The 24,311-nt window shown below is 31.7% G+C and carries 20 protein-coding genes; 10 read left to right on the forward strand and 10 right to left on the reverse strand.

Annotated elements, in window-relative coordinates; all coding sequences use genetic code 11:
* Positions 1–5: 5 nt before the first annotated feature.
* The gene (locus GGR97_RS06450) at positions 6–2,222 is read right to left on the reverse strand and encodes a nitric-oxide reductase large subunit (protein ID WP_167897704.1); all 2,217 of its coding nucleotides are present in this window, start codon (positions 2,220–2,222) and stop codon (positions 6–8) included.
* Between the two features lie 216 nt (positions 2,223–2,438).
* Between GGR97_RS06450 and GGR97_RS06455 the strand changes: the two genes are divergently transcribed.
* Genes GGR97_RS06455 through GGR97_RS06465 form a run of 3 tightly spaced genes read left to right on the forward strand, consistent with a single transcriptional unit; the run spans position 2,439 to position 4,741 of the window.
* A complete protein-coding gene (locus GGR97_RS06455) occupies positions 2,439–3,254 on the forward strand; it encodes a DUF1853 family protein (protein WP_167897705.1) in 816 nt (271 codons plus the stop codon).
* Positions 3,255–3,271: 17 nt separating this feature from the next.
* Positions 3,272–4,138 (forward strand): 23S rRNA (adenine(1618)-N(6))-methyltransferase RlmF, encoded by an 867-nt coding sequence (gene rlmF, locus GGR97_RS06460; RefSeq protein ID WP_245229461.1) that lies wholly within the window; start codon positions 3,272–3,274, stop codon positions 4,136–4,138.
* Positions 4,139–4,174: 36 nt separating this feature from the next.
* Entirely contained in the window at positions 4,175–4,741 is a 567-nt protein-coding gene (locus GGR97_RS06465) for a cytochrome b/b6 domain-containing protein (RefSeq protein WP_167897707.1), read from the forward strand.
* Positions 4,742–4,803: 62 nt separating this feature from the next.
* On the opposite strand, the gene GGR97_RS06470 is transcribed toward GGR97_RS06465, so the two are convergent.
* The 7 genes from GGR97_RS06470 to GGR97_RS06500 all read right to left on the reverse strand — a co-directional run bounded on the left by GGR97_RS06470 (position 4,804) and on the right by GGR97_RS06500 (position 12,670).
* Positions 4,804–6,354 carry a Dabb family protein gene (locus tag GGR97_RS06470; protein WP_167897708.1) on the reverse strand — a complete coding sequence of 517 codons (1,551 nt, stop codon included), beginning with the start codon at positions 6,352–6,354 and terminating at the stop codon, positions 4,804–4,806.
* Positions 6,355–6,360: 6 nt separating this feature from the next.
* The gene (locus tag GGR97_RS06475) at positions 6,361–6,855 is read right to left on the reverse strand and encodes a GlcG/HbpS family heme-binding protein (protein WP_167897709.1); all 495 of its coding nucleotides are present in this window, start codon (positions 6,853–6,855) and stop codon (positions 6,361–6,363) included.
* Between the two features lie 78 nt (positions 6,856–6,933).
* Positions 6,934–7,509: a Crp/Fnr family transcriptional regulator gene (locus GGR97_RS06480; protein ID WP_167897710.1), complete on the reverse strand. Its 576-nt coding sequence runs from the start codon at positions 7,507–7,509 to the stop codon at positions 6,934–6,936.
* Between the two features lie 135 nt (positions 7,510–7,644).
* Positions 7,645–8,295, reverse strand: coding sequence for a fructose-6-phosphate aldolase (gene fsa / locus GGR97_RS06485; protein WP_167897711.1), 651 nt, complete (start codon positions 8,293–8,295; stop codon positions 7,645–7,647).
* 61 nt (positions 8,296–8,356) lie between these two features.
* A complete protein-coding gene (xylE, locus tag GGR97_RS06490) occupies positions 8,357–9,775 on the reverse strand; it encodes a D-xylose transporter XylE (protein ID WP_167897712.1) in 1,419 nt (472 codons plus the stop codon).
* Between the two features lie 71 nt (positions 9,776–9,846).
* A complete protein-coding gene (gene xylA, locus GGR97_RS06495) occupies positions 9,847–11,178 on the reverse strand; it encodes a xylose isomerase (RefSeq protein WP_167897713.1) in 1,332 nt (443 codons plus the stop codon).
* A gap of 4 nt (positions 11,179–11,182) precedes the next feature.
* Entirely contained in the window at positions 11,183–12,670 is a 1,488-nt protein-coding gene (locus tag GGR97_RS06500; RefSeq protein WP_167897714.1) for a xylulokinase, read from the reverse strand.
* A gap of 153 nt (positions 12,671–12,823) precedes the next feature.
* Here GGR97_RS06500 and GGR97_RS06505 point away from each other — a divergent pair, with 153 nt between their 5' ends.
* The 3 genes from GGR97_RS06505 to GGR97_RS06515 are packed head-to-tail and all read left to right on the forward strand — an operon-like array spanning position 12,824 to position 15,255.
* Positions 12,824–13,489, forward strand: a complete 666-nt coding sequence (locus GGR97_RS06505) for an NUDIX hydrolase (RefSeq protein WP_167897715.1) — start codon at positions 12,824–12,826, stop codon at positions 13,487–13,489.
* Between the two features lie 4 nt (positions 13,490–13,493).
* Positions 13,494–14,381, forward strand: coding sequence for an alpha/beta hydrolase (locus tag GGR97_RS06510; RefSeq protein WP_167897716.1), 888 nt, complete (start codon positions 13,494–13,496; stop codon positions 14,379–14,381).
* Positions 14,382–14,385: 4 nt separating this feature from the next.
* Positions 14,386–15,255 (forward strand): alpha/beta hydrolase, encoded by an 870-nt coding sequence (locus GGR97_RS06515; protein WP_167897717.1) that lies wholly within the window; start codon positions 14,386–14,388, stop codon positions 15,253–15,255.
* Between the two features lie 39 nt (positions 15,256–15,294).
* Here the strand turns inward: GGR97_RS06515 and GGR97_RS06520 are convergent, their stop codons facing one another.
* Positions 15,295–15,708: a DUF6691 family protein gene (locus GGR97_RS06520; protein WP_167897718.1), complete on the reverse strand. Its 414-nt coding sequence runs from the start codon at positions 15,706–15,708 to the stop codon at positions 15,295–15,297.
* Positions 15,709–15,718: 10 nt separating this feature from the next.
* A complete protein-coding gene (locus GGR97_RS06525) occupies positions 15,719–16,267 on the reverse strand; it encodes a YeeE/YedE family protein (RefSeq protein WP_167897719.1) in 549 nt (182 codons plus the stop codon).
* A gap of 91 nt (positions 16,268–16,358) precedes the next feature.
* Here GGR97_RS06525 and GGR97_RS06530 point away from each other — a divergent pair, with 91 nt between their 5' ends.
* From GGR97_RS06530 to GGR97_RS06545, 4 genes are all read left to right on the forward strand, one after another.
* Positions 16,359–17,216 (forward strand): sterol desaturase family protein, encoded by an 858-nt coding sequence (locus GGR97_RS06530; RefSeq protein WP_167897720.1) that lies wholly within the window; start codon positions 16,359–16,361, stop codon positions 17,214–17,216.
* A 37-nt stretch (positions 17,217–17,253) separates the two neighbouring features.
* Positions 17,254–18,936 carry an RluA family pseudouridine synthase gene (locus GGR97_RS06535; RefSeq protein ID WP_167897721.1) on the forward strand — a complete coding sequence of 561 codons (1,683 nt, stop codon included), beginning with the start codon at positions 17,254–17,256 and terminating at the stop codon, positions 18,934–18,936.
* Between the two features lie 380 nt (positions 18,937–19,316).
* Entirely contained in the window at positions 19,317–20,948 is a 1,632-nt protein-coding gene (locus tag GGR97_RS06540) for a LuxR C-terminal-related transcriptional regulator (protein ID WP_167897722.1), read from the forward strand.
* A gap of 299 nt (positions 20,949–21,247) precedes the next feature.
* Entirely contained in the window at positions 21,248–24,295 is a 3,048-nt protein-coding gene (locus GGR97_RS06545; protein ID WP_245229462.1) for a SusC/RagA family TonB-linked outer membrane protein, read from the forward strand.
* Positions 24,296–24,311 lie beyond the last annotated feature (16 nt).

Consider the following 24,311-nt stretch of genomic DNA (forward strand, 5'->3'; position numbering starts at 1 on the left):
ACTATTTATTTTTTCTTAAAACAGTAAATAGTTTCTTTTATAGTAAACAAACAGAAGTAATAAATTCCAAAAGAGAAAATAACATCTCCTACAATTCGCATCCATTTTAATACTTGTACTGTTGGTGAGTATAACAATTCTGAATCTCTAGCAAAACTATATCCTTTAGTTATAGAGGTATAAGCTTGAATAATTCCAATAGGTAACAAACTCAACATTACCATAGCAACCAATCCAATGTTTAACAACCAAAAGGCTCTTTTTAAATAGTTGCTATCCCAAACTCTATCAGAATAAAAACGAAGACAAATAATAATGAATCCCATTCCTAACAATCCGTACACTCCAAACAAAGCGGTATGCGCATGAACAGCTGTAGTGTTTAATCCTTGAATGTAATACAATGCAATTGGCGGGTTAATTAAAAATCCAAACACTCCAGCTCCTACCAAATTCCAAAAGGAAACTCCTATAAAGAAATAGATAGGCCATTTAAATTTCTGAATCCATGGATTGCTTTTTAGCAAATTCCAATTTTCTCTAATTTCAAATCCCATTAAGGTTAACGGCACTACTTCTAAAGCACTAAAAGTAGCTCCCAAAGCAATGGCTTGTACTGGTGTTCCAGAAAAATACAAGTGATGTAAAGTCCCTATAATTCCACCTGCTAAGAAAATAGTTGCCGAAGCTATAGAAGCTTTTCCAGCTGTTTTAGCGGATATAATTTTCATTCTAGAAAATATAAACGCAATCACCACCGTTGCAAATACTTCAAAGAAACCTTCCACCCACAAGTGTACTAGCCACCATCTCCAGTAATTAATTACCGGTAAACTACTGTTTTCTCCATACACCAATCCAGAGAAAAAGAACATCCCGATAGCCATTACAGAAATCAATAAAATGATTAATAGATGTTTAGAATCATCGTTCTTTTTAATGGCATAAATAATATGTCGTCCCACCATTACTACCCATAATACCAAACCTATTCCTAAGAAAATTTGCCAGAATCTACCTAAATCCATGTACTCATATCCTTGGTGGCCAAAGAAAAAATTGGTTGTTAAATCTAAAAACTGGTGAACACCTAACCACTCTCCCATCATAGAACCTAACACAATAACCAATAAGGCTCCAAACAAAAAGTTAATTCCAAATACTTGGTATTTCATTTCTTTACCACTAATCATAGGTGCTAAAAACAATCCTGTGGCTAGCCATGTAGCAGCAATCCAAAATACAGCCAATTGTGTGTGCCATGTTCTTGTTACTGAATATGGTAAGAAGCTAGACAAATCAAAACCAAAGAACGATTGTCCTTCTACGGTATAATGAACTGTAACCGCTCCTAATACCACCTGTAAAGCTATTAATAGAGATATTACTATAAAATATTTTAATACTGATTTTTGAGATTTTGTAAACTTTAACTTTTCTAAAGGATCTGTTTTTGGATTGTTTACAGCTTCTCCTTTTTCATGGTTTGATAAATAATAGTACGTTAAAATCCCCACAAATAAAATCAATAAAACAATAGAAAATCCAGACCAAATTTGTGAATCTACAGTAATGGTATTCTCTATTAAGGGTTCGTGTGGCCAGTTAGAAGTATATGTATAGTCTTTCTCGGGTCTGTTGGTACTCGCTGCCCAAGATGTCCAAAATAAAAAAGAATTTAACTGTGCCAATTTTGCAACATCTGTTAAAGCTCCTTTGGGAATTGCGTACTTTTCGTATCCGTTAGCAAAAACATCTGCATAATGTTTAGCGTTTGCTTGAATAGCCAAATAACGTGCTTGTGATATCTGGATGCTCTCATCTGATGGATTAAACGTATTTGTTTTTACATCTTTAACCAATCTTGCTTTTAACGCTCCTTGTTGTTCAACATTTAAAAAGTTATAGTTTTTATTAAAATCTTTCTTTGCCCAATAATCTAACAAAAAGACAGCTTCTCTGTGAATCCAATCTGCAGACCAATCTGGTGCTACATAACTACCGTGCCCCCAAATAGAACCTACTTCCATTCCTCCAATAGATTCCCATACGTTTTGCCCTATCTGAATATCGGCTTTGGTAAAAACAACTTCTCCTGTTTCTTTTACAACAACCGTTTTAGGAATTGGGGGCTGCTTTTGGTAAACCTCCGTTCCTACCCATATTAGTGCGACAAAAGACAACACTATTACGCTACTAAATACAATCCAAACTTTTTTCATTTCTTCTAATACTTATTGATTTATACTCTTATGATTTTTTGATTTTGTTTTTTACGTAAAAACTTTTGCCAAAGGTATAGAAACATTTTTAAAACGGACAAATTTATCCGTTTATTTTTAATTGGATGAATTAAGTAATCTAGAATAATGATTGTGAGCTAAAAACAACACAAAATATACATCTATAGAACCAATCATATTCTTATTTTTGCTTATATGACTACATTAGAAAGATTAGAATATCAATATGAAGGTTTACGAGTACAACCCAATTTATGGAAAGAGGATTCGTTTTTTGACTATCCACAAATTGATGTTCCTTTTACTAAAAATATCCTTTTAACAGATATTGACACTAGCAAGCATCATCGACTGGGAAAATTGGTAGAAGTCTTTTATCATAAAAATTTAGAAGCACAAACAGGTTATACTCCCCTAGCCAATAATGTGCAAATTCAAATAGACAAGCATCAAACCATTGGAGAGTTAGATTATATCTGTACTACTCCGCAAGGAACTACACACATAGAACTTACCTACAAATTTTACTTGTACAAAACCGACAAAACTTACGAGTTAGATAGATGGGTAGGTCCTAACTTAAAAGATTCCTTAATTCAAAAACTAACCAAATTAAAAGAAAAACAGTTTCCTTTAATTCACAATCCTATTTGCAAAGCATTGTTTGCCAACAAAGGCATTGCTACAGATAACATTATCCAAAACGTGCATTTTAAAGCACAACTATACATTCCTTTAAGTTTAAAGAATCATACATTTTCACATATTAATAATGATTGCATTAAAGGCTACTACATTAGTGTAAAAGAAATAGATTTTTTATTTCCGCTAGCCTTATATCACGTTCCCGTAAAACAAGATTGGTTAATAGATCCTAGTCATAATAAAGATTGGATACCATTTGTAGATGCCAAACCACTTATATTAGAACAAATAGCAGTACAACACAGCCCGTTAATTTGGATAAAAAGAAATGATATTTTTGAACGATTTTTTATTACGTTTTGGTAATCTAGTTTCTACTACCTTTGCAACAAATAAAACAAGTAATGCACTCTAACAATCCTTTTGTAGAAGATTATAATTTTGAAGAATTAATAGCCGTAAATCCTAATTTATCGACTCATGTTTTTACCAACGAATACGGAAATAAAACGCTAAAGTTTGCAGATAAATTAGCTGTTAAAGAATTAAATAAAGCTTTACTAAAACAGCATTATCAATTGTCTTTTTGGGATATTCCTGAAAATAATTTATGTCCGCCAATACCAGGAAGACTAGATTATTTATTGCATGTACATGATTTATTAGCTCCTAAAAAAGAAGTTTCTCTTTTAGATATTGGAACGGGAGCCAATTTAATTTATCCTATTCTAGGAACTTGTCATTTTAATTGGAAATGCACTGCCAGCGAAGTAGATAAAGATTCTGTTAATAATGCACTAAACATTATAGAACAAAATCCCCTTTTAACTAGTATTGATATTAGACATCAACAGTTTAAAAATTCCATATTAGACAACATCATTCAACCTAATGATTTTTTTGATGTAGTTGTTTGCAACCCTCCATTCTTTAAAAATTCTTTTGATGCTGACCAGAAGAATAAGCGAAAAGTAAAAAACTTAAAGCTTGAAGAAACTGAAACCTTAAACTTTGGTGGTCGTTCTAACGAATTGTGGTACAAAGGTGGTGAAGAAGCTTTTGTAAAAAACATGGCTTTGGAAAGTGAAAAATATAAATCTCAAGTAACGTGGTTTACTTCTTTAGTTTCACAAAAAGAGAATTTAAAAAATATTAAAAGAGCCGTTAACAAAACCCATCCTACAGAAGTTAAAATTGTAGATATGGAACAAGGAAACAAAAAAAGTAGATTTATTGCTTGGCGATTTTAAAAAACCCCTTATTTTTAAAACACAAAATTATAAAATATGAAAACATATTCTAAGACTTACAGAATTATACATTGGTCTATTGCCATTGCCATGCTTCTTTTATTAATTACCATCTTTTTAAGGTCTACTTGGTTAAACAAATACAATGTTGCAGAAATTCTTGAATCTTTTCTAAACAAAGAAGAAACTGTAATTACCCACGAACAAGCAATTAAATTAGCTAAGAGTATTAGAAAACCTATGTGGAATTGGCATATCTATTTAGGATATTTATTAACGGGATTGTTTGCCATTCGTTTTGCTTTGCCTGTATTTGGCGAAATGAAATTTCAAAATCCTTTGGATAAAAACACAACTCCTAAAGACAAATTTAAAGCTTGGACTTATATTATTTTTTACATCTGTATTACAGCTTCTTTAGTCACAGGTCTTTTAATTGTTTTTGGACCAAAGTCTATTCATCACTTAATGGAAGAAATTCATGTATTGTCTATTTACTACTTTATAGCTTATTTAGTTTTACATTATGCAGGAGTATTACTTGCTGAGTTTAAAGATGAAAAAGGAATTATTTCTAGAATTATAAGCGGAGGAAAAAAATAAGATGTTATTATAAATAAAAAAAGCTCACTTTTAAAAGTGAGCTTTTTTTATGGATTGTATTTTTATTCTTTTAAACTAATTTTAGTCCAATAATCCATTACCAATACATCTGCTAATAAAGGTCCTACTTTTGCTACCAAAGCTAAATGATCTTTGTGATTTAAATAGATATCTCTAGAAGCTTCATCTTTAAAGGTTACAAAAAAACAATGTGTAAATCCTTTACTATGCCCTTCTTTACTAATATTTATTCCCCATTCAAAATCTAATATTTCGGGAATTTTATTTTGTAAAGCTTTAAAACCTTCTACAGCATTATCTATTTCCTCTGTAGTTGCGGTTTCTATGTATTTAAGATTTACTACATGTCTTAAAACTTTTGTTTCTAAAGTTTTACTTTCTTTTTCGTTAACATTCACTTTGTACGAAAAAAGATTTTTCACACTATTATCCACAGAACCTGCTAAAAAGAAAAGATCTTGACCTATTTTTTGTGAAGCCATTCCATAATAAATAGGATAGCCTGTTTCTAAAAACCCAGTAGGTATTAATATTCCATCTTTATTTAATGTACACAACTGTATACTTTCGTCATCTCTAGTTGCTATCGCAACTACTGCCTCATCATTGTTAACCTTTAAAATTTCAATACGGGTTTGCCCAGCTAATTTTGTTTGCTCATTATTTACCAATACAGAATGTGGTACCAATTCTCCTTTGTTGGTCACTTTAAAAACACTAACACCATCACCATGGTAAACAAAATTTGTATTCTTTATCCACCCAGTTGCTCTCTTGTAATATTTGTGATGTCTATGACCAACAACTACATAATGATGATTACCAAGCGTTACTCCATCTACAGGATATGTTCCCGTTAAATATCTATCTACAGTATTGTCAGAAATACTATTTATAGCTTTAAAACGACCGTTAGCATATACTCTAAAACTACTTATTCCATTATCTTGAAATCCTCCTGTAAACAAAAATGTTTTTCCTTTAATTTGATGCGCATACATTCCAATAATACCATCGGTATGTATTTCATCGGTATCTTTCATAGATTGTACATGCGTTAATTTTCCATCTGCATGAATTTTAAAACAACTCAGTCCAGGTGTTTCTCGTTCCAAACCACCTACAAAAAGATATGAGCTCTTTTTAATGTGAATTACTTTTAAGGTTATTACAACTCCCAAATGTGTTTCTGCTGTATCTTTTACCACAAAAACTCTTTGCAAACTTCCATCTTTTTCAATTTTAAAAACCTCTACAGCATCTCCCCCTTTATTTCCTACAAATAAATAATCTGATCCTTGAATACGGTCTGCTACCATACCCCTTGCAGGTCCTTTTTTATGAGACAATTCATAAGTCCCTACAGAATTTAATACTCCTTTAGAGTTCATGCTAAAAGCATCTACAAAAGGTCCATCTCCACCAGAATACACATAATGTTTTTGGTCTATTTGATAGGTAACAGCTGTTACCGTATTGTTCTTAGTTTTTTGGGAATTTATTTCTACTAAGGATGTTTGCCTGTTTTCTTTTGTTTGTGAAAATCCAATACACGTTGTTAAAAAGAATACGAATACAATAATTTGTTTCATTTTTATTTAATTTAAAATTGATTTAGCACCTACTGTGGCAATGGCATGATCTTGCTCTATGGTACCTCCACTCACTCCAATAGCACCTATAATTTTTCCTTGCTTATTTTTGATAGGGATTCCTCCAGGAAAGGTAATCAAACCACCATTAGATAATTCTATATTATATATAATACCACCTGGTTGAGTTAATTTTCCTAACTCTCCTGTAGCAATATTAAAATACCTAGCTGTTTTGGCTTTTTTAATAGAAACGTCAATACTACCTAAAAAAGAATCATCCATACGGACAAACGATTTTAAGTTAGCTCCCGCATCTACAACAGCAATATTTACCAAAACTCCCGTTTTTTCTGCTGCTGCTTTGGCAGCTAAAACTGCCTTTAAAGCCTCATTATCTGTAATGTCATTTGATGTTTGAGCGTGCCCTGAATAAAAATTAAAACTAGCTATTAATAGAACTAATAAAAATCTTTTGGTTAGTGTTTGCTTTTTTCTCATTGTAAATTTTGTATTAAAAAAGCAAACATCATAAATACAAACCGTAAAAGTGTTGAACAAGTTCAACACACTAACTTTTTACTCTTTCTTTTTTTTAATTTTACTTAAAAACTCATGGGTAATTCCTAGGTAACTTGAAATTTGTCTGTCCGTTAATTTTGATGCTATTTCTGAATAAGTATCTATAAAATATTGATATCGTTCTTTTGCCGTTAAACTATGATTTCTAACCAACCTCCTTTGCCAAGCTGCAATAGATTTTTGAGACATAATACGAAAGAGTTTTTCTACAACGGGCAATTCTTCATATAAAGATTGTTTGTTAGATTTATCTATTAACAAAACCTTACTATCTTCTAATGCCTGTATGTTTAAATCGGAAGGAGTTTGATTCATAAAACTATCTAAATCCATTAACCACCAATCTTTAGCTGCAAAATACAAAGTGTTTTCATTCCCCTTTTTATCAAGCGTAAAAACTCTAAAACATCCTTCTAACACAAAACCTTCAAATTTACAGATGTTCCCTTGTGTTAATAAAAATTCTCCTTTTTGAATTGTGTAAGGCTGAAAGTGGTCACATATTTTATTCATGTCAGAATTAGAAATTTCTACATTTTTTAAAATATTTTCTTTCAGTAAATTCTTATTCATTTCTAATAGTGTTAACGATGAATGGTGCTCTTCTAACAAATATATTTATTTTTAAATAACATCTTAACAAACTAAATGACACAAAAAAGCTCACTTAAAAAAAAGTGAGCTTTTGTATAAATTACAAAGTACTAATTACATACTTTTTGCAGCTTCTAAAAAAGTAGCCAATCCGCTATCTGTTAAAGGATGTCTCATTAATCCTTCAATAGCAGATAAAGGACCAGTCATAACATCGGCACCAATTTTAGCACAATCTACAATATGCATTGTATGTCTCACCGATGCTGCTAAAATTTCAGTTTCAAAACCGTAATTGTCATATACTTCTCTAATCTCTTGAACTAAATGTAAACCATCCGTAGAAATATCATCTAAACGTCCAATAAATGGAGATACATAAGTTGCTCCAGCTTTAGCCGCTAACAAAGCTTGTCCTACAGAAAACACTAAAGTTACGTTGGTTTTAATTCCTTTGCTAGAAAAGTATTTACATGCTTTAATTCCATCTTTAATCATAGGTAATTTTACTACAATTTGAGGGTTTAAAGCCGCTAAAGCTTCTCCTTCTTTTACCATAGTATCAAAATCTACAGAAAGTACCTCAGCACTTACATCTCCATCTACAGCATCGCAAATATCACGGTAGTGTTGTAAAATGTTCTCAGCTCCAGAGATTCCTTCTTTTGCCATTAATGATGGATTGGTAGTAACTCCATCTAATACTCCTAATGCTTGCGCTTCTTTAATTTGATCAAGATTAGCAGTGTCTATAAAAAACTTCATATTGATTGATTTTAATTTATGTAAAGTGATACATTTTTAAATGCATCTATTTTGATTTTATTTATTTTTTCCAAAGTTTTTCCATCTCTTCTAATGTTTTCCCTTTTGTTTCTGGAACATATTTAATAATAAAAAACATGGCTATTAAACTCATAATTCCGTAAACCCAATAAGCAAAACCATGATTAAATTTTTCTGTTAAAGCCGAATTGTCATTCATCATTGGAAAAGTTAAAGATACCAAGTAGTTAGAAATCCATTGTGCTGCTACAGCAATTGCTAAAGCTCTTCCTCTAATTTTATTTGGAAAAATTTCAGCCAACAATACCCAGGCAACAGGCCCCCAACTCATTGCAAAACTTGCTACATACAACATCATGCAAAACAAAGCTAAATACCCTGTAGCTCCAGCAAAAAACACAAACCCTAAACTAAGCATAGCTATTGCCATTCCTAAAGCACCAATAACCATTAAAGGTTTTCTTCCGTACTTGTCTACTGTTTTTACAGCAATAATGGTAAATAAGAAATTTACTACACCTACAATAATGGTCATTAACAAAGCACTATCTGTTCCTGATGAAATCGTTTTAAAAATTTCAGGAGCATAATACAAAACCACATTAATACCAACAAATTGTTGAAAAACAGAGATTAACACTCCTATAATAATAACTAGCCATCCAAAAGATAAAAGATGTCCTGATGTTTTTTCATTCATAGAAGTATTGATTTCTTCTAGAATTACAGCACCTCTTTCTGCTCCGTTAACCTTTACCAAAACACTTAAAGCTTCTTCTGGTTTATTTCTAAGCACTAAAGAACGTGGAGTATCGGGCACAAAAAACAACAATCCTAAAAACAATCCTGCAGGAATTACTTCCGAGGCAAACATCCATCTCCAACCTACTGCATTTAACCATTCATCAGAACCTCCTGTTTTAGAAATAAAATAGTTTACAAAATAGACCACCATAAAACCACCTACAATTGCTAGCTGATTAAATGACACTAATTTACCTCTACTATCGGCAGGTGCTATTTCTGCAATATACAAAGGTGATAACATAGAAGCCAAACCTACACCTATACCTCCTAAAATTCTATAAACAATAAAAACGGTAGATAAAGTATGGTCTCCTTTTCCAATAGGAGAAATAAACATTTCTGGCATTGCAGAACCTAATGCCGAAATTAAAAATAAAATAGCAGCTAAAATTAATCCATTCTTTCTACCTAACTTTTTACTAACAATTCCACCAAATATACCTCCAATAATACACCCTATTAAAGCACTAGAAACCAAAAAACCTTTAAAAGCACTTGCGGCCGTTTCTGACAATCCTTTGGGCATTACAAAAAAAGAATCTAAAGAACCCACAGTTCCAGAAATTACTCCTGTATCATAACCAAATAACAAACCTCCTAAGGTAGCTACTAGTGTTAATTTTAATAAATAAGTTGAATTTGATGATGCCATATATTTAGGTATTAGGTTAAAACAAAATCAATCACAGACAATAATTACAGACTGTGATTGATTCTTAATTTTTAAATATTTTCATTTATAATATTCTCGAACAATTCTTGTTTACCACTAATACTTGGCAATTCTCCATTGTTTTTTGCAATACTATATAAATCTTCAAAACTTAATTTTCCTTCTTCAAAAGCTTTTCCATTTCCACTATCAAAAGAAGCGTAACGTTTTTCTCTTAAAGAAGTATAGTTAGATTCTCTCATAATTTTATCAGCAACCAATAGTCCTCTTGCAAACGTATCGGCACCACCAATATGTGCTAAGAAAATATCTTCTAAATCTGTAGAATTTCTACGAATTTTAGCATCAAAATTAACACCTCCACCTTGTAAACCTCCAGCTTGTAAAAACACTAACATTGCTTCTGCAGTTTCTTGAATGTTGTTTGGAAATTGATCTGTATCCCATCCGTTTTGGTAATCTCCACGGTTAGCATCAATACTACCTAACATACCTGCTTGTGCAGCCACATCCATTTCGTGTTGCATAGTGTGACTTGCCAACGTTGCGTGATTTACTTCTAAGTTGATTTTAAAATCATCTTGTAAACCGTGCTTGTTTAAGAAACCAACTACGGTTGCCGCATCAAAATCGTACTGATGTTTGGTTGGTTCCATTGGTTTAGGCTCAATAAAGAAATTTCCTTTAAACCCTTTTCCTCTTGCGTAATCTTTAGCCAATCCTAAGAATTGTCCCATGTGGTTTAATTCACGTCCCATATCTGTGTTTAATAAAGACATGTACCCTTCACGACCTCCCCAGAACACGTAGTTTTCACCACCTAATTCCATAGTTGCATCTAAAGCCAATTTAATTTGCGCTCCAGCTCTTGCAACTACATCAAAATTTGGATTTGTTGCAGCTCCATTCATGTAACGTGGATTAGAAAAACAGTTGGCTGTTCCCCATAATAATTTTACTCCACTAGCTGCTTGCTTTTCTTTTAAGTACGCTACAATTTCTTTTAAACGTGCTTCAGACTCTTCAAACGTTGCTCCTTCTTGAATTAAATCAAAATCGTGGAAACAATAATAATCAAAGCCCATTTTAGTAATAAATTCAAAGGCAGCATCTGCTTTGTTTTTTGCAGCTTGCAAAGGATCTGGGTTTTGATCCCATTCAAAATTTTGAGTTCCTGGTCCAAAAGGATCAGAACCTTGTCCGCAGAACGTATGCCAGTAAGCAATAGAAAACTTAAAATGCTCTCTCATTGTTTTACCTGCAACTATCTGATCTGGATTGTAGTATTTAAAGGCTAATGGATTTTTTGAATCTTTTCCTTCAAACTTAATTTCTCCAATTCCTTGGAAATATTCTTTACTTCCAACTGTTAATTTAGACATAATATTATGATTTTAATTTTGATTCTAATGCTGTTACCCACTTATCATAAGCTATCTGATAAGCTTCTTTTTTTAAGGCATCTGCCTTGTATATTTTAAGAATATTCTCTTTAGCAAAGGCATCTTGTAAATTCTCTATTTCTCCAGCTCCATAACCAGCTCCAATAGCAGCTCCTACGGCTCCAGAAGTTTCTTTTACTTGAATTTCGGCACCTGTTAGAGTAGCAATGGTTGTAGCAAATACATTTGACTGAAACATATTATCATTACCAACTTTTATAATACTTGGCTCCAGTCCTAATTCTTTCATTCCTGCAATTCCATACACAAAAGAAAAAGCAATTCCCTCTAAACAAGCCCTCACCATATCTGCTAATTTGTGTTTGTTAAACTGCAAACCATCAAACTGAGCTCCTATTATTTTATTTGCCAACATACGTTCCGATCCATTTCCGAAAGGTAAAAAGGTCAATCCGTTAGCTCCCACAGCTACACTTTGTGCCAATTCTTCTAACTCAAAATAATTTTTATCTGCTGCTAAATTATTACGCAACCAAGCATAGGCACTACCCGTTCCATTGATACATAATAAAACTCCTAACTTTCTTTCTTGATCTGTATGATTTACGTGAGCAAAAGTGTTTACTCTTTGTTTTGCATCGTACTTTAATTGATCTACCACTCCATAAACAACACCAGAAGTTCCACCTGTAGCGGCAATCTCTCCTGGATTTAATACATTTAAAGAAAATGCATTGTTTGGCTGATCTCCAGCTCTGTAAGAAACAACAGCATTAGAACTAAATCCAAATGCTTTTGCCATTTTCTCGCTTATTTTTCCTTGTTCTGCAAATACTGGTTTTACTTCTGGAAATAAAGACGTATCAAAACCATAATAATCTACCAATGTACTGTTTAATGCTTCTTTTTTAAAATCCCATAAAATTCCTTCGGACAGTCCCGTGTTTGTGGTTGTAATACTATCTGTAAATTTATAAGCTATATAATCCCCTGGTAACATTATTTTATCAATAGTGTTGTACAAGTCAGGTTCATTTTGTTTAACCCATGCCAATTTTGAAGCTGTGAAATTTCCTGGAGAATTTAACATGGTCTCCAAACAAACTTGTTCTCCTATTTCTTTAAAAGCCTTATTTCCAACCTCAACAGCTCTACTATCGCACCAAATAATGGCAGGTCTTACTACTTCACCCTTATCTGTCAAAGTAACCAAACCGTGCATTTGATAAGCAACACCTATAGCAACTACATTTGCTCTATTTTTATTAGTTCTTTCAAAAAGTTTATCTGTTACTTTTTTAATATTGTTCCACCAATCTTCTGGGTTTTGCTCTGCCCAATTTTCTTGAGGTGCATCTATAGTCATTTCCCTTTCTGGATAACTAGCAGATGCTTTTACCTCTTTGGTTTCATTATCAAATAAAACAGCTTTTACTGATGAACTTCCTAAATCATATCCAATTGATAGCATAAAAAATATTTTTTATAAACAGTTTTTCTTTTAAAAACACACTTAGTTTTAAATACAAACTAAGCAAATATAATTAGTTGTCGTTGTATTTCAAACAAAAAGTTAGTTTATTTATGAAACTATCAATAAATTCGCGTAAACATTGACATTCATATGGTAGAAACTTCAGTAGACTGTGTAATTTTTGGTTTTCAGAACGAAACGCTAAAAGTGTTACTAATTAAAAGAAACAGCGAACCCTCTAAAGGCTTAATGGCTTTGCCTGGAGATTTTTTAGATGAAAATATTAGCATATACGGAAGTGCAGAAAATACACTAAAGAAAATCACAGATTTAGATAATATTTTCTTGGAACAAATTCAGGCTTTTGGTAGAGTAGATAGATACCCTGGAAAAAGAGTTATTACCATTAGTTATTATGCTCTTATTAATATAGAAAACTATTCTCCTACTGCTGGTTATACTGCTGAAAAGTTAGAATGGTGTGATATTGATAAATTGCCAGAACTTGCTTTTGATCATAAAAGAATTATAGAATCTGCTCATCAAAAATTAAAAAGAAAAGTAAGGTACGAACCTATTGGTTTTAACTTATTACCCGAAGAATTTAGTTTAACAAATTTACAACAAGTTTACGAGGCTATATTACAAGTAGAACTAAACAAACGTAATTTTAGAACTAAGTTGAACCAAATGAAACTGTTAATTGACACAGGTAAAAAACAAAAAAATGTAGCTCATAAACCCGCAATCCTTTATAAGTTTGATGAAAACATGTATCAACAATTAAAAGAAGAAGGTTTTTACTTTAAACTATAAACTCATGTCACTTTTAAAAAAAGTATTCTTAGTTACCCTTTTTACCTCTACCCTTATTGCTCAAAAAATGGAAACCATAAAACTTCCATTTACCAAAGCTAATGATGTTACATGGACGGGAGGTGAAAATTCTTTTTTTACCAAAAGTTGGAATTCTGATATTATTACCAATGTTTCAGAACCTAGTATCAACATTTACCAACCTACAAATTATAAAAACGGAACTACTGTTGTTATTGCTCCAGGAGGTGGTTTGTATGCATTAAGTATTGTAAACGAAGGAAAAAAAGTAGCCAAATGGTTAAACGACAAAGGAATTACAGCTGTAATTTTAAAATATAGATTGGTTCCTACTCAAAAGAAAGAGGCTATTCAGGAGTATAAAAATCTAAGTAAAAATCACCCTGAAAAACTTCAAGAAAATGTAAGTAAAGTTATTCCTTATTCTATTAAAGATGGGCTTACAGCAATTTCTTACTTAAGAAAAAACGCAGTTACTTATGGTATCAATCCTCATAAAATTGGTTTTATGGGATTTTCTGCAGGTGGTGCCGTTACTATGGGAGTGGCTTATAATTATACCGAAAAAAACAGACCTGACTTTTTAGTTCCTGTTTATCCTTGGACTTCTAAATATCCGGTACAAAAACCACAAACAGACTCTCCTCCTATTTTTATTGTTTGTTCATCTAACGACCCCTTAGATTTGGCTATGGGAAGTATACACATATACAAATCGTGGAAGGAGTTTGATTTAAATGCAGAACTACACATGTACGCAAAAGGAGGTCATGGTTTTGGTTTAAAAACTACGGGAAAACCAACCGATACTTGGATAGAACGTTTTTACGATTGGGGAGTAAACGAAAACTTAATCACACCTAAAAATTAAAACTATGTTTAAAACATTTCTAATATTAATACTGTCCGTAGTTTCTTTAAATGCACAAGAAATTGTAAAAATTCCTTACCATAAAGTAGAAGGACTTACTTGGGTAGGTGATGAAATCAATTATCAAACAGAGATCCCTAGAATTGCCAATATATCAAAGCCAAGTATTCAGATTTTTAAACCTAAACCTGAAATTAACACAGGAACAACTGTGGTAATACTACCAGGTGGAGGAATGACAATTAGTAGCATTTTAACCGAAGGAACTATGGTGGCTGATTGGTTGGTAAAAAAAGGAGTAACCGCTGTGATTTTAAAATACAGATTAAGACCTACCCAAAAAGGGAAAACTTTTGATGAGTTTAAAAAACTAAACAGAATTAACAAACAAGACAGACAAGAATTGCATCAAAAATTATTTCCTGCTTCTATTGATGATGCCCTAAATGCTATTACTTATTTAAGAGAAAATGCAAATCAACTTTCTATTAACCCCAACAAAATTGGAGTGATGGGATTTTCTGCGGGTGGAGCCGTTACAATGGGAGTTGGTTATAGTTATACAAAAAATAACAGACCTAATTTTTTAGCTCCTATCTATCCTTGGACTAGTGAATATCCGGTACAAGAACCAAAACAAGATGCTCCTCCTTTATTTATTGTATGTGCCAGTAACGATCCGTTAAAACTAGCAATGGGTAGTATTAACTTATACACTTCTTACAAAGAACAAAATAAAAATGCTGAACTGCATTTGTATGCCAAAGGGAAACACGGTTTTGGAATGAAAACCCAAAACTTACCTTCGGACACATGGATAGAACGTTTTTACGATTGGGCTGTAAGCGAACAATTCATAACTCCTATAGAATAATAAAAAAGAGACCTTAATTAAGGTCTCTTTTTGTTTGTATTAGTGGGGTAATTTATTTTTTATTTTTCCATAAACATAGGTTCCAAAGGTGGCCGATGCAATAACGATTAGCAAACTATAAAAACCTGCTCCTACCAAAGTAAACATAGGTCCAGGGCAAGCTCCTGCCAAAGCCCAACCTAATCCAAAAATAATTCCTCCGAACAAATATCTTTTTACAGATTTTTCTTTATCATTAAACGTAATAGGAACTCCATAAAAACTTTTTAGTTGAAACTTTTTTATAAGTTGTACCATAATAATACCAACTACTACAGCTACTCCAATAATTCCATACATATGGAATGCTTGAAAATTAAACATTTCATAAATTCTAAACCAAGAAGCCGCTTCTGATTTGTACATGGTAATTCCAAAAAAGATTCCAATACTTAAATATATACTGTTTTTCATGTCTGTGCTTTTAAAAAATTAAAGGAAACAAAAGGTGAATCATTACCAAACCACCTATAAAGAAACCGATAACGGCTATTAGAGAAGGAAGTTGTAAATTACTTAGTCCTGAAATGGCATGTCCAGAGGTACAACCTCCTGCATATCTTGCTCCAAAACCAACTAAAAATCCTCCAACAATTAAAATAACAATACTTTTTAACGTAAAAGTTTCAAATAATTCGGTAGGTAAAAAATGACTATCAGAGCTTGTAATTCCAATTTCTTGTAATTGTTCTACTGTAGTAGGACTAATAGAAACTCCAACGTTAGATGATAAAAAATTAGCTCCAATAAAACCACCTATCACCATTCCTAAAGCTACTAGTAAATTCCACTTTTCAGCTCTCCAATCAAATTGAAAAAATGTTGTTTTTTTCCCAATTCCACACATAGTGCATAAAGTTCTTAAATTAGAAGAAACTCCAAATTGATCTCCCATCATCAACAAAACAAACATTACCACGGAAATTAAAAATCCTGAAACATACCATGGCCACGGTTCTAAAATTAAACTCATTTTCTAGTTTTTAATTATTAATTTTAAGCAAAGGTAGTTAACCACAACAAATGCACGTGTAACAATTGTTACAAGCAAAATTACATTCTTAATGAACACTCTTATTACTAGTTTTACAAACAGCATTTCTTGGGTTTACCAAATGATCACTTTTCAAACACTTTGGTATCAAAATTATTTCTGGGGATTAATCCTTATCTCTCTAATAATATGGAGCTTAGAAATTGTATTTCCTTGGAGAAAAGAACAAAGCATTTTTAGAAAAGACTTTTGGTTAGATGGATTTTATATGTTTTTTAACTTCTTTCTATTCAGTATTTTTATCAGTGGATTTTACGCTCTTTTGGGACAATTTTTACAATCTATAGGACTTAACAAAAACTCTTTAACTCTTATTCATGTTAATGATTTATCGCCTATAACACAACTTTTTATCTTTTTTGTGTTGAGTGATTTTTTTCAATGGTTTACACACTTGTTACTACACAGGTTTCATTTTTTATGGAAGTTTCATCAAATACATCACAGTGTAAAAGAAATGGGTTTTGCAGCACATTTACGTTATCACTGGATGGAAAATATTTTATACAAACCCTTAAAAACATTAGCTATTATGCTAATTGGTGGTTTTGAACCTGAGCAAGCTTACGTGGTTCATTTTATTGCTATTTGCATTGGCCATTTAAACCATGCCAACCTAAATATTACTTGGGGGCCTTTAAAATATGTATTTAACAATCCTGTTATGCATTTGTATCATCACGCATATACATTGCCTAAAAACAAACAACTTGGGGTAAATTTTGGAATTAGTTTAAGCCTTTGGGATTATATATTTAGAACCAATTACTTACCTAAACCTAATAAAGATTTAGAAATTGGTTTTCAGGGTGATGAAAAAATTCCAAATTCTTTTTGGAAACAACTTTGGGTAGGTTTTAAGAACTAAATACAATGAGTATCTTTGTAGTTAAATTAACTTCTGGATGTCTACACCCAACTATTTTCATTCTTTTAGCAGTACTATTTCTGATATAGCTTTACCTACAAAGTTTACTTATCCGTTTTATTACGAAACCCATCCTTTGTGTGAATTAGCTGCTAAAGAAGTACAAGCCTATATTCAAAATCAAAAAGAATGGGTGCATCCTTTTACAGAAGAAAATGAACTAAACGAAAAACCTATTGGTAAAATGTTTGGAGTTTTGGTGGTTAAAAATCAACAAGGCAATATTGGATTTATTAGTGCTTTTTCTGGAAAGTTAGCAGGAACCAACAATCATACTTATTTTGTACCTCCTGTTTTTGATATGTTAACACAGGATAGTTACTTTTTACAAGAAGAAATTCTTTTAAACAACCTTAATGCTCAGGTAGAAGCTTTAGAAAACAATCCAGATTATCAACGTTATAAAATTAAACTAGCTCAAACACTTAAAACAGCTTCGGAAGAAATAGGTAATTTAAGAGCTTTTATGATTGAAGCTAAAAAACAAAGAAAGCAAGAACGTATACAAGGACAGCAAACTTTATCAGAACCTGAATACCATTTACTATTAAAAGAGTTGGCTAAAAAAAGTGTAGAAGCCAAATCTAACTTAAGAAACCTAACACAATCTTTTGACCAACAAATAGAAGAATTACAGAAACAAGTAGCTGTTTTTAAAAATCAGATACAGCATTTAAAAGCAGAAAGAAAATCAAAATCTAATGCTTTACAAAACTATCTATTTCATCAATACCAGTTTTTAAATAAAGCTGGAGACAGAAAAGATTTATTGGCTATTTTTAAAAACACTCCTTTTGACATTCCTCCTGCAGGAGCCGGAGAATGTGCTGCTCCCAAGTTGTTGCAATATGCATTTGCCAATAAGTTAACTCCTATTTGTATGGCCGAATTTTGGTGGGGAGACAGCCCTAAATCTGAAATTAGAAAACATGGAAATTACTACCCTGCTTGCCAAGGAAAATGCAAACCTATTTTAGGGCATATGTTAGAAGGAATGGAATTAGACGACAATCCTTTGTTAACAAATCCTGCCATAGGAAAAGAAATTACCACGGTTTTTGAAGATGATTATTTATTAGTGATTAACAAACCCGAAGAGTTTTTATCCGTCCCCGGAAAAACCATAGATGATTCTGTCTATTTACGAATGAAACAACAATTTCCTAATGCAACCGGACCTTTAATTGTACATAGATTAGACATGTCTACATCTGGATTGATGGTCATTGCCAAAACCAAAGAAATTCACGAACACATACAACGTCAATTCATCAAAAGACAAGTAAGTAAACGTTATGTAGCTTTGTTAGACGGAATTCCAGAAAAAGAAGAAGGGTTTATAGATTTACCTCTGCGTTTAGATATTGATGACCGACCTAGACAATTGGTTTGTTTTAAACATGGAAAATCTGCCAGAACTCAATGGGAAATTATAGAACAAAAGAACGGAAAAACTAAAGTGTACTTTTACCCTGTTACAGGTAGAACGCATCAATTAAGAGTTCATGCATCCCATCAACTAGGGTTAAACACTCCTATTGTAGGTGATGATTTATATGGTACCAAACAAAATAGACTCCACTTACATGCAGAGTCTATTGTATTTCAACATCCTATTACTAAGGAAGAAGTAAAGGTTCAAGTTGAGGCTGAGTTTTAAATCTCAATATCACAGAATAAAATAGAAATATAATCCTTTTATATAAATACGATTGTATGTGTTTTAAAAACATATACCTTTAAACCTACTATAAATCTAAAGAACCTGATTCATTATGAATACTAGTTTAAAGGAGTAACAAAGACTATTAATTCGTTATTTAAAATTCTTTTTTTTTAGTTTAGATTTACTATAAAACAGTTTAGTTCTATTTAATTAATAGTTAAAACTTTACATAACTTTAAACTGAAGTTTTACCGAAAACGTTTCCTTTAACCGAAAACGTTACCGATTTATACTATTTATATACTAAACTAGTAATACTATATAAATTCAATAGTTTTAAATAAAATTAATCCACACTCTACAACTAAACTAGTATGAAAAATTATAATTTATTTTATCTATTATTTTTTTTATGTTTTACTACAAGTGCGCAAGTATATTGGAAAAAAGATAGTCTTTTTATAAAAGGACAAAAGCTAAAATTAATCTCTCCAGATGAAGCAATGGTCTATTATTATAGATCTTTAAAACTATGTACAGAAAACAACGATACAATTGGTATTATTAGAAACAATACAGAAATTTCTGACATTTATAAAAGTAATATGGATTATACCATGGCATATGATGGATACTGGAAAGCTCTTTTATTAGCCAAAAATTTTCCTAACAAAATTGCAACAGGTAGAGTATATAGAGAATTAGGAGGTTTACATGGACTCTATAAAAGAAACAAAGAAGCTATTAAATATTTAAAAAAATCTCTAGAGCTAAGTAAAAAGCTGTATTACGAAAAAAAAATTAACAACAACTACGTTGTTAGTGACTATGCTATTATCTCTAAGTTTTACAGCACTTCTGGTTTAATAGAAAAATCTAAAATATATTTAGACAGTGCTATATTTTTGTATAAAAAACACAATCCAAACAAAACTAACTATCATTTTGAAATTGAAAAAGCTTTTTTTTTAGGAGAAGAAGGCAAACTTAAAAAAGCTATTGAAAAAATTGAAACCTCCTATAAATTCACTAAAAAAAACAACCAATCTTACCTTCCAATATTAGGTTGGATAGCAGGGAATATTTACGCTAAAACAAATAATATTAAAAAAGCTAAATTTTATTTTGAAGAGGGTATTAATGCTAGCAACAAACACAAATCACATAAAGAACATAAACTAAAATGTTTAATAGCCCTTTCTAAATTACATTATGAAAGTAATCATATTCATAAAGCTTATGAATATCTAAAAAAGGCTAAAAAAATTGAAGATAAAACCTTTAATATTACCTCTTTTAACAATCAAAAATTATTCAACTTAAACGATAAATATCGAGAAAAAATTGAAAAACAAGATCAGTTATTAAAAAAACAAGAGCTAGACAAGCTAGTACAAAAAGAAAAAATATTAAACCTAAAACTGATCTACATAAGTATAATATCAATTCTATTAATAGTGTTTGCTTTTACATATATAAGAAATCTTATGATAAGACATAAAAAAGAAAAAGAAAAAAATAAATTAATAAGGATTAATGAACTCCAAAAACAAAAAGACATTCTAGAATTAAAAAACAAAGAATTAACCTCATCAGCTCTTAGATTAATTGAAAAGGATCAATTTATTAATAAAATTAGTAACAAACTTTCTACTAGAAATGAAAGAGTAAATGTTTCAGAAATAAAACGAATGATAAAGTCCGAAAAAAAGAACAATACAACAAACTGGTCAGAGTTTGAAACTAGGTTTACCAAAGTAAATAAAAAGTTTTATGTAGGACTAAATCAAAAACATCCAAACTTAAGCTTGTCAGAAAAAAAGTTATGTGCTTTCATTAAACTAAAACTAACTAGTAAAGAAATTGCATCTCTAATGGGAGTATCTAACGAAAGTGTTCACACCTTTAGATATAGACTTCGAAAAAAACTTAATCTAAAAAAAGAAGTTAGTTTAACAGAATACATTGATAATATTAAAATCGGCAATAAAAACGACACAGAATAGAGTATTTATCAAAAAAACACAAGATTAAATGTCATTTCGTAAAAAAACAACAAATAAACACATAAACCACTCATTACCAACAGTAAAAAAACACCTTGTTCATTAAATTTTCAGATAGAAAACTCATTTAGTTCATCAATTATACAGAGGTATCTCATACATAAAGCGACTATCATTAATAATATTTGTTAAGTATAAACTTAAATTAACGCTAAATTATTATGAGATTAAAACCACGTTCGAAAAGGAAAATAAGATTCCTTATCTCGAGTTTAATGCTACTTAGTACAACACTAAGTATGGCTCAAAAAAAAACAATAACAGGAATTGTTTCTGGTGATGGCATGACTTTACCAGGAGTTAATATTGTTATAAAAGGGACAAATCTTGGTAGTACCACAGATTTTGATGGAAAGTTTAAAATTGCTGTAGAATCTGAAAAAATACTTCAATTTTCTTACTTAGGATTTAAAACAAAAGAAATAAAAATTGGCAACAAAACAGATTTGCAAGTAACCTTGGTTTCTGATATTTCTTCTTTAGATGAAGTTGTTGTTGTAGGGTATGGATCTCAGAAAAAAAAGGAAGTTACTGGTGCCGTTACCAAAATACAACAAGAAGACTTAAGTAAAACAGCTACACCCGATGTTGCATCTGCATTGCAAGGACAAGTAGCTGGAGTAAATGTTGTAGCTAGTTCTGGTGACCCAGGAGCTACGGCAAACATTACAATTAGAGGTTTAACCTCTGTCAATGGGTCTAACTCCCCCCTTTATGTTGTTGATGGGATTCCTTATGAGGACGACCCAAAATTAAGTATGGAAGAAATTGAGAGCTTTGACATTTTAAAAGATGATGCCTCAGCTGCCATATACGGAACTAGAGGAGCTGCCGGAGTAATATTAATTACAACCAAAAAAGGACAAAAGGGAACTATGAAAATGTCTCTTAATAGTTTTTATGGTATTCAAAGTATTACATCTGGTGTTCCTTTGCTAAATTCACAAAACCTATACTATGTTCGGTTTTTAAGAGCTCAAGCTCAAAACAATACTACATATGGAAACACTTGGACTAGCGCAGAACAAGGACCACACAGATTAAGCTTAAACTCTAACATTGTTGATGTTGTAGAAAACAATTACGCCCCAATACAAAGTCACAGTTTAAGAGTTTCTGGAGGTAAAAGTGGTCTTTTGTATAGTTTTACAGGTACTTACTTTAATCAAGAAGGAGTTGTAATTAAATCAGGATATGATAGAATCAACTTAAGATCTAATGTAGAGTTTAAAAAAGGAAATTGGAAAGTCTCAACCATTACTGGTTTTAGACTCGAAGAAACACAACACTCACCATACGGTTTATTATTAGATGCCAATAGCTACTTTGCATATCAACCACAATTAAATTTAGGTACAGATATATTTAACAATGCAGGAGATGCAGATAGTAGTGAAGCTGCAAACCTAGGTAGAATAGGACGTAAATTTATTAGAGAAGATGATACCGAAGCCAGAACTTTTGACACCAATATTAAAATAAAATACAATTTTTCAAAAAAATTGAACTATATGATGAGAGTAGGTGCTCTTTATGGAAATTCTAACAGAATAACTATAAACCCTGATTTTAAAGTATACAATTCTCTTGGAGAATTGGTTCCTACAGAAAGATCTAGTATTAGAAACACTAGCATGAGTAGAAAAAAATTATCTTTTGAAAACATTCTTAACTACACTCAAAAAATTGGAAATCACGAATTAAAACTTTTAGGGGTGTACTCTAGAGAATATTATGAATACAGTCAATTTTACGCTCAAAAGCACGATGTAGCCAACAATGACATTACCGTAATAAATGGAGCTACCGCAGACCCAGTTGTTGCATCTGGAACCACTAGGTACGACATGGATAGAACCAACACTTTAGTAGGTATGTTAGGTAGATTGCAATACAACTATGCAGGTAAATATCTTTTAAGCGCAAGTTTAAGAAGAGATGGATCTTCTAGATTTGTAAAACAACCTTGGGGACTCTTCCCTTCAGTTTCTTTAGGATGGAACGTATCTGATGAAAACTTTTGGACTCCTATTAAAGACGTTGTTGGAAATTTTAAACTTAGAGCAAGTAGAGGAACAACAGGAAATCAAGGAATACAAGACTACAGTTTTGATTCTGTTATTGTGTTAGAAAACGATTATTTATTTGGTGCAGGGGATAATCAAAATTTACAGCTTGGTGCCATTCAAACTACTTACGCAAACCCAAATGTAAAATGGGAAACCTCTGTATCTAATAACTTTGGTTTAGACATGTCTTTGTTTCGCAATAAATTTCAATTTACTGCAGACATTTATAAATCTAACAAACGCGATATGCTACTACCAGTATTAACTCCTCCATCTTCTGGAGGAGGCTCTAATTCTCAGGTAGTTTTAAACGTAGGAGACATGGAAAATAGTGGTCTAGAACTAGCCTTAAATTACAAACAAAGATTTGGAAAACTTAACATAAGAACAGGACTTACCTACACAAAAAACAACAATAAAATAACTAAAATGGGTGGTGAAAACACAATGTTAGCATTACCTAACAGTAAAGTTTCTGATATAGGTGCAGGAGAAGATTTAGTTTCTTTTGTAGCTGAAGGTTACGAAGCTGGTTCTTTCTTTCTAATTAAAACAGACGGCCTTGTAACTACTGATGAAGAACTTTTAGAATATCAAAAAATAATGCCTACAGCAAAACTTGGTGACTTAAGATATATAGATGCCATTACTGTTGACACTAATGGTGACGGAATAGCTGATGCAGGTGACGGAACCATTAATGAAGACGACAGACAATATTCAGGAAGTGGAATTCCTACTTTTGAAATGGGATGGAACTTTAATGCAGGCTACAAAAACTTTGATTTTTCTATGCAATGGTATGGATCTTTTGGAGCAGAAATATTAAACGGTAGTAAAGCATATACTTACAAAAAAGCAAACCACCAAGATTTAGTATATCAGTGGTCTCCACAAAACCCTACATCTACCATTCCTGTAAACAGAGGAGATAGTCATGAAAACTACAGAGGTCAAACAGACTTTTGGTTAGAAGACGGAAGCTTTATTAGACTTAGAAATATTACTCTTGGCTATACCTTTCCTAAGAAATCTATTGAAAAGCTAAATATTAGTAAACTTAGAATGTATGTTGCCGCTCAAAACCCTCTAACATTTACTAAATATACTGGATACGACCCCGAAGTTGGAAACAACGGTCTAAGCACAAGAGGTATCGATAAAGGTACTTACCCTGTAAGTTCTCAGTTAAGAGCCGGATTACAATTAAACTTTTAATCCACTAAACAAAACA

It is taken from the genome of Wenyingzhuangia aestuarii (genome assembly GCF_011927765.1).
Taxonomy (GTDB): Bacteria; Bacteroidota; Bacteroidia; order Flavobacteriales; family Flavobacteriaceae; genus Wenyingzhuangia; species Wenyingzhuangia aestuarii.